Genomic DNA, 12,315 nt, shown 5'->3' with positions numbered 1-12,315 from the left:
GGGTAACATCTGCGCCCACTTTGACCGACGAGGTACAGCATGCGTCGCCCTATGGTAGCTGGTAACTGGAAGATGCACGGTACCCGCGCCAGCGTCGCTGAGCTGATCAACGGCCTTCGTGACTTGGCCTTGCCGAGCGGTGTTGATGTCGCGGTATTTCCGCCTTTCCTGCATATCAACCAAGTGATTGATGGCTTGAAAGGACAGTCGATTTCGGTCGGCGCGCAGAATTCTGCGGTGGAGTCCGGGCAAGGTGCGTTGACCGGTGAAGTTGCGCCGAGTCAGTTGGTGGATGCAGGTTGTTCCCTGGTGCTTGTCGGGCACTCCGAACGCCGCCAGATCATGGGCGAGCAGGACGGAATGCTGATCCGCAAGTTCGCAGCGGCACAGGCATGTGGCTTGATTCCGGTGTTGTGCATAGGGGAAACCCTTGAGCAGCGTGAAGCCGGAAAGACTCTTGAGGTTGTCTCGCGTCAGCTGGGCAGTATCATTGAGGAGCTGGGTGTCGGTGCCTTTGCCAAGGCAGTGATCGCTTACGAGCCGGTCTGGGCCATTGGCACCGGACTGACTGCAACGCCACAACAGGCGCAGGATGTGCATGCAGCCATTCGCGCCCAGTTGGCGGCAGAGAATTCTGAGGTCGCGCAAGGTGTGCGGCTTCTATACGGCGGCAGCGTGAAGGCGGCCAATGCGGTCGAACTGTTCGGCATGCCGGATATCGATGGGGGCCTCATTGGTGGGGCTTCCCTGAATGCAGATGAGTTCGGTGCGATTTGTCGCGCCGCGGGAAACTGAAAAAATGCTGGAAACAGTCGTAGTCGTTTTTCATCTGCTGGGTGCATTGGGCGTAGTAGCTCTGGTTTTGCTGCAGCAGGGTAAAGGTGCGGACGCTGGCGCGTCTTTCGGAGCAGGTGCTTCAAATACTGTGTTCGGAAGCCAAGGTTCCTCTACCTTTCTTAGTAAGTTTACTGCTATACTTGCCGCAGGTTTCTTCATAACCAGCTTGGGGTTAGGTTACTTTGCTAAAGAGAAGGCTCACCAGCTGACTCAAGTAGGTCTCCCAAATCCAGCGGTACTGGAAGTTCCAAAGCAACAACCGGCTTCTGATGATGTCCCGGTGCTTCAAGAGCAAAAGTCGGCTACTCCAGCGACTGACGTACCTCCAGCTCAAGAGCAGAAGTAAGAAGGGTTTCAAACGTAGTATTGCCGAGGTGGTGGAATTGGTAGACACGCAACCTTGAGGTGGTTGTGCCCATAGGGTGTAGGGGTTCGAGTCCCCTTCTCGGTACCAATTAGTCAGGAGAGCCCGCTGTTGCGGGCTTTCTTGCAGGTGGAAGGTTACATTGACCCTGTAGGGGATCGGTCGTATACTTCCGCCCCAGCTTTGTCGCGGGGTGGAGCAGTCTGGTAGCTCGTCGGGCTCATAACCCGAAGGTCGTCGGTTCAAATCCGGCCCCCGCAACCAGTTTAAGGAGCCCCTTTTAAGGGGCTTTTTGTTAGCTGGACACTTTCTACGCCGCTGTTCGACGGCGTTTCAAGGATGGGCGTTTCGCCCATTTTTTTATTTTGCATAGCATGCACATACATGCACTAGGGGGTTCAGGTGTCGAGCAAGCTAGAAGAGTTGCAGGCCTTGCTGGCCCCGGTGGTCGTGGCCCTAGGCTATGAATGCTGGGGTATCGAGTTTTCGGCTCAGGGTCGTCACTCGATGTTGCGCGTTTATATCGATAAAGAGGGCGGCGTGCTGGTGGACGATTGTGCCATCGTCAGCCGTCAGATCAGCGGTGTGTTGGACGTTGAAGATCCAATTTCCGTTGAATACACCCTTGAAGTTTCCTCGCCTGGCATGGAACGCCCTCTGTTCACTCTTGAGCAGTTTGCAAAATTTGCCGGTGAACAAGTGAAGATCAAGCTGCGCTCGCCTTTTGAAGGACGACGCAACTTTCAGGGCCTTCTGCGCGGCGTAGAAGAGCAGGATGTCGTGGTGCAAGTAGAAGACCACGAGTTCCTGTTGCCGATCGATATGATCGACAAGGCCAACATTATTCCCAGTTTTGACTGAGGCGTGCCAGATACTGCGGATCCCGCGGATCCAATGGCTTGCGAAAGGCGAGGCGTACGATGAGCAAAGAAGTACTGCTGGTTGTTGAGTCGGTATCCAACGAAAAGGGTGTACCGGCAAACGTGATTTTTGAAGCGCTGGAGCTGGCCCTGGCCACTGCGACCAAAAAGCGTTTCGAAGACGAAGTTGATCTGCGTGTGGAAATCAACCGCCACACGGGTGCCTACGAGACTTTCCGTCGCTGGACGGTCGTCGAAGAGGCAGACCTGGACGATCCGGCCATCGAAACCTGGCCGAGCAAGGTTGCTGAAACGCACCCTGGCGCCAAGGTCGGTGACGTTGTCGAAGAGAAAATCGAGTCCATCGAATTCGGCCGCATTGCTGCCCAGACTGCCAAGCAAGTCATCGTGCAGAAAGTTCGCGAAGCCGAGCGCGCTCAGGTTGTTGACGCTTATCGCGAGCGCCTGGGTGAAATCATCTCCGGCACCGTGAAAAAAGTCACCCGCGACAACGTGATCGTTGATCTGGGCAACAACGCTGAAGCGTTGCTGGCCCGTGAAGACATCATTTCTCGCGAAACTTTCCGGGTTGGCGTGCGTCTGCGTGCGCTGCTCAAGGAAATCCGCACCGAGAACCGCGGCCCGCAGCTGATCCTGTCGCGTACCGCGCCGGAAATGCTGATCGAGTTGTTCCGCATCGAAGTGCCGGAAATTGCCGAAGGCCTGATCGAAGTGATGGCTGCGTCCCGTGATCCGGGATCCCGCGCCAAGATCGCCGTCCGCTCCAAGGACAAACGCATCGACCCGCAAGGCGCTTGCATCGGTATGCGCGGTTCGCGCGTCCAGGCAGTGTCGGGTGAGTTGGGCGGTGAGCGTGTTGACATCGTTCTGTGGGACGACAACCCGGCTCAGTTCGTGATCAACGCCATGTCCCCGGCCGAGGTTGCGGCAATTATCGTTGACGAAGATGCCCACGCAATGGACATCGCCGTTGGCGCAGACAATCTGGCTCAGGCCATTGGTCGCGGTGGTCAGAACGTGCGTCTGGCCAGCCAGTTGACTGGCTGGACCCTGAACGTGATGACCGAATCGGACATCCAGGCTAAGCAGCAAGCAGAAACCGGCGACATCCTGCGCAACTTCATCGACGAGCTGGAAGTCGACGAAGAACTGGCTCAGGTGCTGGTAGATGAAGGCTTCACCAGCCTGGAAGAGATTGCCTACGTACCGCTGGAAGAAATGCTCAACATCGACGGCTTTGACGAGGAAATCGTCAACGAGCTTCGCGCTCGTGCCAAGGATCGCTTGTTGACCAAAGCCATCGCTACTGAGGAAAAGCTGGCAGACGCCCATCCGGCCGAAGACCTGCTCTCGCTTGAGGGTATGGACAAGGATTTGGCGATGGAACTGGCGGTGCGCGGCGTAGTTACCCGCGAAGACCTGGCCGAGCAGTCTATTGACGACCTGCTCGACATCGACGGCATTGACGATGATCGTGCCGGCAAGTTGATCATGGCCGCCCGAGCCCACTGGTTCGAGTAATTAGGCGCGGCCTGAGGAGAGAAGTGCATGACGCAAGTCACGGTGAAACAACTGGCCGATGAGGTCAAAACACCGGTAGAGCGCCTGTTGCAGCAGATGCGTGAGGCAGGTCTGCCGCACACCGCCGCCGAAGAAAGTGTGACTGACAGTGAGAAGCAATCGTTGCTGACTCACTTGAAAAGCAGCCACAAGGCGAAAGTGGAAGAACCACGCAAGATTACGCTGCAGCGTAAAACCACCAGCACCCTGCGGGTTGCCGGCAGCAAAAGCATCAGCGTTGAAGTACGCAAGAAGAAAGTCTTCGTACAGCGCAGCCCGGAAGAAATCGAAGCCGAGCGCAAGCGTGAACTGGATGAACGTCGCGCAGTAGAAAATGCTGCACGTCAGAAGGCTGAAGAAGAAGCCAAGCGTCGCGCCGAAGAAGAAGCGCGTCGCCAGCCTGCTGCTGCGCCGACCGCTCCAGCCGAAGCTGTTGCAGCGCCTGCTGTGGTCGCCGAACCAGTGCGTGAGAGCGCACCGGTTGTGGCAGCTGCTCCGGCACCTGCGGCAGACACTCGCAAGCGCGACGAACAGCGTCGTCCGGACAAACCACGTGCCGACGACAACAATCGTCGCGGTGGTGGCGATGGCGAGCGCAAAAACGCTCCGCATCGTGCTTCGGTCAAGGAAAAGGCGCCAGCGCCACGCGTTGCCCCACGTACTACCGACGAAGAAAGCGATGGCTTCCGTCGTGGTGGTCGCGGCAAGGCCAAGCTGAAGAAGCGCAACGCCCACGGTTTCCAGAGCCCGACCGGCCCTGTCGTGCGCGAAGTGAAGATCGGCGAGACCATCACTGTGGGCGATCTGGCCCAGCAGATGTCGGTCAAGGCTGCTGAAATCATCAAGTTCATGTTCAAACTGGGTACTCCAGCGACCATCAACCAGGTACTGGATCAGGAAACTGCCCAGTTGGTTGCCGAAGAGCTGGGCCACAAAGTGACCCTGGTCAGCGACACCGCCCTGGAAGATTCCCTGGCCGAGTCCCTGAAGTTTGAAGGCGAGGCTGTTTCCCGTGCACCCGTCGTGACCGTAATGGGCCACGTTGACCACGGTAAGACTTCCCTGCTCGACTACATCCGTCGTGCGAAGGTTGCAGCTGGCGAAGCCGGCGGCATCACCCAGCACATCGGTGCGTACCACGTTGAAACCGACCGTGGCATGGTGACGTTCCTCGACACCCCTGGTCACGCCGCGTTTACCGCGATGCGTGCCCGTGGTGCCAAGGCGACCGACATCGTGATCCTGGTGGTTGCAGCGGACGACGGCGTAATGCCGCAAACCATCGAAGCTGTTCAGCATGCCCAGGCTGCTGGCGTTCCGCTGGTTGTCGCTGTGAACAAGATCGACAAGCCAGGTGCTGACCTCGATCGCATCCGTAGCGAACTGTCGGTACACGGCGTGACCTCGGAAGAGTGGGGTGGCGACACTCCATTCGTACCGGTTTCGGCGAAGATGGGTACCGGTGTAGACGAACTGCTCGAAGCCGTTCTGCTGCAAGCCGAAGTCCTGGAACTGACTGCAACCCCATCGGCTCCTGGCCGTGGTGTCGTGGTTGAATCCCGCCTGGACAAGGGCCGTGGCCCGGTGGCTACCGTGCTGGTCCAAGACGGTACCCTGCGTCAGGGCGACATGGTCCTGGTCGGTTCGAACTATGGCCGCGTTCGCGCCATGCTCGACGAGAACGGCAAGCCAATCAAGGAAGCCGGTCCTGCCATCCCTGTCGAGATCCTCGGCCTGGACGGTACCCCGGACGCTGGCGACGAGATGAGCGTGGTTGCCGACGAGAAGAAAGCCCGTGAAGTGGCTCTGTTCCGTCAAGGCAAGTTCCGCGAAGTCAAACTGGCTCGCGCTCACGCAGGCAAGCTGGAAAACATCTTCGAAAGCATGGGTCAGGAAGAGAAGAAGACGCTCAACATCGTCCTCAAATCCGACGTCCGTGGATCGCTCGAAGCGTTGAACGGCGCCTTGAACGGCCTGGGTAACGACGAAGTGCAAGTGCGTGTGGTCGGTGGCGGCGTCGGTGGTATCACCGAATCCGATGCCAACCTGGCACTGGCCTCCAACGCTGTACTGTTCGGCTTCAACGTGCGTGCCGATGCCGGCGCGCGCAAGATCGTCGAGCAGGAAGGTCTGGATATGCGTTACTACAACGTGATCTACGACATCATCGAAGACGTCAAGAAAGCCCTGACCGGCATGCTCGGTAGCGATGTTCGCGAGAACATCCTGGGCATCGCCGAAGTGCGTGACGTGTTCCGTTCGCCGAAGTTTGGCGCGATCGCCGGTTGCATGGTTATCGAAGGTGTTGTGCACCGTAACCGTCCAATCCGTGTACTGCGTGAAGACATTGTTATCTTCGAAGGCGAGCTGGAATCCCTGCGCCGCTTCAAGGATGACGCTTCCGAAGTACGTGCCGGCATGGAATGCGGTATCGGCGTGAAGAGCTACAACGACGTCAAGGTCGGTGACAAGATCGAAGTCTTCGAGAAGGTGCAGGTTGCTCGCAGCCTCTAATTCGCGCACTTCAGGAGCCGTGACGGGTAGCCGCATGCAAATGCGCAATTCGTCACCAGGACTCTAAACGCAACGCCCGGTCTGGCTTTTGTCAGGCCGGGCGTTTGCCGCTTTCAGACCTTACGGGTTTCACCGTGGGGCAGTTACAGGTAACAAGACATGGCAAAAGAATACAGCCGTACCCAACGTATCGGCGATCAGATGCAGCGTGAGCTGGCACAACTGATCCGTCGTGAAGTCAAAGACCCGCGCGTCGGCCTGGTCACCATTACCGCAGTGGAAGTCAGCCGTGACGTCGGTCACGCCAAGATCTTCATCACCGTGATGGGGCAGGACAGCGCCGAAGAAATCGCACAAAGCATCAAGGTGCTGAACTCTGCCGCCGGTTTCCTGCGCATGCAGCTGGCTCGCGAGATGAAGCTGCGCAGCGTTCCACAGCTGCACTTCCACTACGATGAAAGCGTCGTGCGTGGTGCGCATCTGTCGGCATTGATCGAGCGCGCAGTGGCTGAAGACAATCAGCATCCGGTTGCGGCAGAAGCCGAAGACACCAAGGAGTAATCGGTGGCTCAGGTCAAACGTATCCGTCGCAACGTCAGCGGCATTATCCTTCTCGATAAGCCGCTGGGGTTCACCTCCAACGCGGCCTTGCAGAAGGTTCGCTGGTTGCTCAACGCCGAAAAGGCAGGCCATACCGGCAGTCTCGATCCCTTGGCCTCCGGCGTGTTGCCGCTGTGCTTCGGCGAGGCCACCAAGTTCTCGCAATACCTGCTCGACTCCGACAAGGGTTACGAAACCCTGGCGCAACTGGGCAAGACCACCACCACGGCGGATGCCGAAGGTGAAGTTTTGCAGGAACGCCCGGTGACCGTTGGTCGCTCCGATATCGAGGCTGTACTGCCGAAATTTCGTGGGCAAATCAGTCAGATACCGCCGATGTACTCGGCGCTCAAGCGTGATGGCCAGCCGCTGTACAAGCTGGCTCGTGCAGGCGAAGTAGTGGAGCGCGAACCGCGTTCTGTTACTATTACGCGCTTGGAATTGCTGGCCTTCGAAGGAGATACTGCGCGGCTGGCGGTGGATTGCAGCAAAGGCACCTATATCCGTACCCTGGTGGAGGATATCGGTGAGCAACTCGGTTGTGGCGCTTACGTTGCAGAACTGCGACGTACCCAGGCCGGGCCATTCACCCTGGCGCAGACGGTTACCCTCGAAGAGCTGGAAGCGGTACATGCCGAAGGCGGCAACGAAGCGGTCGATCGCTTCCTGATGCCATCGGACAGCGGCCTGCTGGATTGGCCACTGTTGCAGTTCTCCGAAGCAAGCGCGTTCTACTGGCTCAACGGCCAGCCGGTACGTGCCCCGGACGCTCCGAAGTTCGGCATGGTGCGGGTACAGGATCACAATGGTCGCTTCATCGGTATCGGTGAAGTGAGCGAAGACGGGCGCATCGCGCCACGTCGACTGATTCGGTCAGAATGACCGAACGAGGGTGGCTGTTAACAGGCACGGTCACTACTCATTTTTAGATACAGGGATTTGTCCCTGGCCTGTTGAAACTGTTTTTCGACAAACAGTTTCCTGATAGAAGGATTGCCTCATGGCTCTCGACGTTCAAGAAAAAGCTCAAATCGTTGCTGACTACCAGCAAGCTGTTGGTGACACTGGTTCGCCAGAAGTGCAAGTTGCACTGCTGACCGCCAACATCAACAAGCTGCAAGGTCACTTCAAGGCCAACGGTAAAGACCACCACTCCCGTCGTGGTCTGATCCGCATGGTTAACCAGCGTCGTAAGCTGCTGGACTACCTGAAAGGCAAGGATCTGGGTCGCTATCAGACTCTGATCGGTCGCCTGGGTCTGCGTCGCTAATAAGCGATTGCGCTAGAGGTTGGTTGTCTGTCGTGCACCAGCGGGTTTCCCGCCGGCGCATGGCAGGCTCCCAGCCTCAAGTTTTATCTGGATACCTGCTTTGCCTGAGTAACACCTGGACAAACCGGTCGGGCCGACTCCCGACATTGCCCAAGAATTTCGCAAGAAACCAGTTCCCCCAAGAGCCACAAAGAAGGTAGGACACCGTGAACCCGGTAATCAAAAAATTCCAGTTCGGTCAGTCGACCGTTACCCTCGAGACTGGCCGTATCGCCCGTCAGGCCTCCGGCGCAGTATTGGTCACCGTTGACGACGACGTCAGCGTATTGGTGACCGTAGTCGGTGCCAAGCAAGCCGATCCAGGCAAGGGCTTCTTCCCTCTGTCTGTTCACTACCAGGAAAAGACTTACGCTGCCGGTAAGATCCCTGGCGGTTTCTTCAAGCGCGAAGGCCGTCCTTCCGAGAAAGAAACCCTGACTTCCCGACTGATCGACCGTCCGATCCGTCCGCTGTTCCCTGAAGGCTTCATGAACGAAGTGCAGGTAGTCTGCACCGTCGTTTCCACCAGCAAGAAGACCGATCCGGACATCGCTGCGATGATCGGTACCTCGGCTGCCCTGGCGATCTCCGGCATTCCTTTCGATGGCCCGATCGGCGCTGCCCGCGTTGCGTTCCACGAAAGCACCGGCTACCTGCTGAACCCGACTTACGAGCAACAGGCTGCTTCGAGCCTGGACATGGTCGTTGCCGGTACTTCGGACGCCGTGCTGATGGTTGAGTCGGAAGCCAAAGAGCTGACCGAAGACCAGATGCTGGGCGCGGTACTGTTTGCTCACGACGAATTCCAGGTTGTGATCAACGCGGTCAAAGAACTGGCTGCCGAAGCTGCCAAGCCAACCTGGACCTGGGCTCCTGCGCCAGAAGCCACCGAACTGCTGGGCGCTATCCGTGCCGAGTTCGGCGAAGCGATCTCCCAGGCCTACACCATCACCGTCAAGGCCGACCGTTACGCTCGCCTGGGCGAGCTGAAGGACCAGGTCGTTGCCAAGCTGTCCGGTGAAGAAGGCCAGCCTTGTTCCAGCGAAGTCAAAGCGGCTTTCGGTGAAATCGAATACCGCACCGTTCGCGAAAACATCGTAAACGGCAAGCCGCGTATCGACGGTCGCGACACTCGCACCGTACGTCCGCTGAACATCGAAGTCGGTGTTCTGCCAAAGACCCACGGTTCGGCCCTGTTCACCCGTGGCGAAACCCAGGCCCTGGTCGTTGCAACGCTGGGTACTGCCCGTGATGCACAGCTGCTCGATACCCTGGAAGGCGAGAAAAAAGACCCGTTCATGCTGCACTACAACTTCCCTCCGTTCTCGGTGGGCGAGTGTGGTCGCATGGGTGGCGCCGGTCGTCGTGAAATCGGTCACGGCCGTCTGGCCCGTCGTTCGGTTTCGGCCATGCTGCCTGCCGCTGACGTGTTCCCGTACACCATCCGTGTAGTGTCGGAAATCACCGAATCCAACGGTTCGAGCTCGATGGCTTCCGTTTGCGGCGCTTCCCTGGCCCTGATGGACGCTGGCGTTCCAATGAAGGCGCCGGTTGCCGGTATCGCCATGGGTCTGGTCAAAGAAGGCGAGAAGTTCGCCGTCCTGACCGACATCCTGGGTGACGAAGACCACCTTGGCGACATGGACTTCAAGGTAGCCGGTACCGCCAAAGGCGTCACCGCGCTGCAGATGGACATCAAGATCAAGGGCATCACCGAAGAAATCATGGAGATCGCTCTGGGCCAAGCCCTGGAAGCGCGCCTGAACATCCTCGGCCAGATGAACCAGATCATTGGCCAGTCGCGTACCGAACTGTCGGCCAACGCTCCGACCATGATCGCGATGAAGATCGACACCGACAAGATCCGTGACGTTATCGGTAAAGGTGGCGCGACCATCCGTGCGATCTGCGAAGAAACCAAGGCTTCGATCGACATCGAAGACGACGGTTCGATCAAGATCTTCGGCGAAACCAAGGAAGCGGCTGAAGCTGCACGTCAGCGCGTTCTGGGTATCACCGCTGAAGCCGAGATCGGCAAGATCTACGTCGGCAAGGTTGAGCGCATCGTCGATTTCGGCGCATTCGTCAACATCCTGCCAGGCAAGGACGGTCTGGTTCACATCTCGATGCTGAGCGACGCTCGCGTAGAGAAAGTGACCGACATCCTGAAAGAAGGCCAGGAAGTGGAAGTGCTGGTACTGGACGTGGACAATCGCGGCCGTATCAAGCTGTCCATCAAAGACGTGGCAGCAGCCAAGGCTTCGGGCGTTTAATCGCGCCTCACGCCTGACCGCTTCAACGTTGTAAAAAATGCCCCGCCGTGAAAACGGCGGGGCATTTTTTTGTCTGCGAAACATCGAGACATTGCGCGAAGTTGCCGGACCTCGATAGCAATGCTAGGTTTAGCCCACCGCCCGTGTAGCTCAGCCGGTAGAGCAGCGCACTCGTAACGCGAAGGTCGCAGGTTCGATTCCTGTCTCGGGCACCATCTCCCCCCTGGTTATTTCACTCGCTGCTGTCTGAACTTCCCACCGCCATCAGCACATCCTGTGCACAACTTTTTGTGGGGAGATGTAAAGAGACGTGCAAATCGTCCGAAAAACATCCTATATTCGGAGCCTGCATGAGCTTCGCCCAGCAGTTTTCAGATGATCCCGAATGGTTCTGAAGGCCAGACAGACCGGACTACAAGCGGTTCTTCTGCGTCAGAGAGATCCTTGATGATCCAGATCCATCTTCCATTCCCCAGATCAGCGAGAACAACATGACCGTAAAAGAATTGAGCCAAGAAGAAAGACACGAAGAAGCCCTCAAGAAGTACGTGCTGGACGCGCCCGAATTGATGGACGAGATCAAGGACTTGAGTCCGGACGATCAGAAAGACCAGATTCAATGGGCTTTCGAGGATGAAGCCGAAGCCCAGGGCTTGCAGCCGTGGGAGTTGAGTCTCAAGTACACCTCGACCCCGGAGGAGTACGAGGCCGCCCGCCTGCAGTTGCACAAAGAGGCGGCCGAAGTCTTGGGTGTCGAGTGGGAAGAGTACTGCGAGATGAACAATCTGGTGGTTTGAGCAACCTGCCTGCCAGGCCGCTTTTGTAGGAGCCCGGCTTGCCGGCGATGGCGATCTCAAGGACGCTATCGCCGGCAAGCCGGGCTCCTACACGATTGCTTTGCTTCTCAAATACTCAAGCGCATCGACAGATCGACCGCCTTCACATCCTTGGTCATGGCACCGATCGAAATGTAATCCACCCCGGTCCGGGCAATCGGCAGCAACGTGCTCTCGTTGATCCCGCCGCTGGCTTCCAGCTTGGCCTTGCCGGCATTCAGGCGCACGGCTTCGCGCATGTCGTCCAGGCTCAGTTCGTCGAGCATGATGATGTCGGCACCGGCCGCCAGCGCTTCTTTCAGTTCATCCAGGCTTTCCACTTCAATCTCGACCGGTTTGCCCGGGGCGATCTTGTGCGCGGCCGCAATGGCCTGCGCGATGCCGCCGCTGGCGGCGATGTGGTTTTCCTTGATCAGGAAGGCGTCATACAGGCCGATGCGGTGGTTGTGGCAACCGCCGCAGGTCACAGCGTACTTCTGCGCCAGGCGCAGCCCCGGTAAGGTTTTGCGGGTGTCGAGCAGCTTGACCTGAGTCTCGGCCACGAAGTCCGCCAGGTATTGCGCGCGGGTTGCCACGCCGGAGAGCAATTGCAGGAAGTTCAGGGCGCTGCGTTCACCGGTCAACAGTGAACGCGCCGGGCCTTCGAGGTGGAACAGCGCCTGATTGGGCGTCACCCGTTCACCGTCGGCAACCTGCCAGTGCACCGCCACCCGTGGGTCCAGTTGCCGAAACACGTTATCCACCCAGGCGGTGCCGCTGATGACGGCCGCATCGCGGGTGATGATGGTGGCTTTGGCCAGGCGTTCAGCCGGGATCAACTGTGCGGTGATGTCGCCGCTGCCGATGTCTTCAAGCAACGCACGGCGCACGTTGGCTTCGATTTCGGCGGTCAGATCGGCGAGACGTAGATTCGGCATAACGGACTCCACAAACAAAGTGGCTCGATTATAGGGCCATGGCACGGACCAACCCAAGGCATCAGAGCGTTACGTTGGCAATGGCGCCTGCATTTGGTCGAATCCCTGGGGGTGTCGGTGTGGACCATCGATACCGAGCAAACGCCTGTTTGAGATGGGGTGCAGAGTCTTCTGGCACAAAGGTGAGGTTTTACAAGATAATTCGCCTTGTATTTGACGTCATC

Annotated in this window: 11 protein-coding genes and 3 tRNA genes; 13 read left to right on the top strand and 1 reads right to left on the bottom strand. The window is 58.1% G+C overall.

The features are described from left to right. Window positions 1-39 precede the first annotated feature (39 nt). The 13 genes from tpiA (at window position 40) to AB7M25_RS26290 (ending at window position 11,135) form a co-directional block, all read left to right on the top strand. Window positions 40-795 carry a triose-phosphate isomerase gene (tpiA, locus tag AB7M25_RS26350; protein ID WP_429384277.1) on the top strand — a complete coding sequence of 252 codons (756 nt, stop codon included), beginning with the start codon at window positions 40-42 and terminating at the stop codon, window positions 793-795. A 4-nt stretch (window positions 796-799) separates the two neighbouring features. Next, entirely contained in the window at window positions 800-1,183 is a 384-nt protein-coding gene (gene secG, locus AB7M25_RS26345) for a preprotein translocase subunit SecG (RefSeq protein WP_017336473.1), read from the top strand. A 22-nt stretch (window positions 1,184-1,205) separates the two neighbouring features. After that, window positions 1,206-1,291, top strand: a tRNA-Leu gene (locus AB7M25_RS26340). A 97-nt stretch (window positions 1,292-1,388) separates the two neighbouring features. Next, window positions 1,389-1,465, top strand: a tRNA-Met gene (locus AB7M25_RS26335). A gap of 138 nt (window positions 1,466-1,603) precedes the next feature. Then, the gene (gene rimP, locus AB7M25_RS26330) at window positions 1,604-2,062 is read left to right on the top strand and encodes a ribosome maturation factor RimP (RefSeq protein ID WP_007973115.1); all 459 of its coding nucleotides are present in this window, start codon (window positions 1,604-1,606) and stop codon (window positions 2,060-2,062) included. Between the two features lie 59 nt (window positions 2,063-2,121). Beyond that, window positions 2,122-3,603, top strand: a complete 1,482-nt coding sequence (gene nusA / locus AB7M25_RS26325) for a transcription termination factor NusA (protein WP_007973112.1) — start codon at window positions 2,122-2,124, stop codon at window positions 3,601-3,603. Between the two features lie 27 nt (window positions 3,604-3,630). Then, entirely contained in the window at window positions 3,631-6,156 is a 2,526-nt protein-coding gene (gene infB, locus AB7M25_RS26320; protein ID WP_429384274.1) for a translation initiation factor IF-2, read from the top strand. Window positions 6,157-6,315: 159 nt separating this feature from the next. Next, complete coding sequence (gene rbfA / locus AB7M25_RS26315) at window positions 6,316-6,717, top strand: 30S ribosome-binding factor RbfA (protein ID WP_007973108.1); 402 nt, start codon at window positions 6,316-6,318, stop codon at window positions 6,715-6,717. A 3-nt stretch (window positions 6,718-6,720) separates the two neighbouring features. Continuing rightward, on the top strand, window positions 6,721-7,638 hold the full coding sequence (gene truB / locus AB7M25_RS26310; RefSeq protein ID WP_007973105.1) for a tRNA pseudouridine(55) synthase TruB: 918 nt from the start codon (window positions 6,721-6,723) through the stop codon (window positions 7,636-7,638). 118 nt (window positions 7,639-7,756) lie between these two features. Beyond that, on the top strand, window positions 7,757-8,026 hold the full coding sequence (rpsO, locus tag AB7M25_RS26305) for a 30S ribosomal protein S15 (protein WP_015093441.1): 270 nt from the start codon (window positions 7,757-7,759) through the stop codon (window positions 8,024-8,026). 206 nt (window positions 8,027-8,232) lie between these two features. Further along, complete coding sequence (pnp, locus tag AB7M25_RS26300; protein WP_454238174.1) at window positions 8,233-10,338, top strand: polyribonucleotide nucleotidyltransferase; 2,106 nt, start codon at window positions 8,233-8,235, stop codon at window positions 10,336-10,338. Between the two features lie 139 nt (window positions 10,339-10,477). Continuing rightward, a tRNA-Thr gene (locus AB7M25_RS26295) sits at window positions 10,478-10,553 on the top strand. A 276-nt stretch (window positions 10,554-10,829) separates the two neighbouring features. Beyond that, the gene (locus AB7M25_RS26290) at window positions 10,830-11,135 is read left to right on the top strand and encodes a DUF6388 family protein (protein WP_429384270.1); all 306 of its coding nucleotides are present in this window, start codon (window positions 10,830-10,832) and stop codon (window positions 11,133-11,135) included. A gap of 107 nt (window positions 11,136-11,242) precedes the next feature. On the opposite strand, the gene nadC is transcribed toward AB7M25_RS26290, so the two are convergent. Then, entirely contained in the window at window positions 11,243-12,091 is an 849-nt protein-coding gene (gene nadC / locus AB7M25_RS26285; protein WP_429518286.1) for a carboxylating nicotinate-nucleotide diphosphorylase, read from the bottom strand. Window positions 12,092-12,315: the final 224 nt, after the last annotated feature.

The sequence above is a fragment of the Pseudomonas sp. AP3_22 TE3818 genome (genome assembly GCF_053628995.1).
Note: the sequence above shows the minus strand (reverse complement) of the source record. Positions and strands in the feature narration are given on the sequence as shown.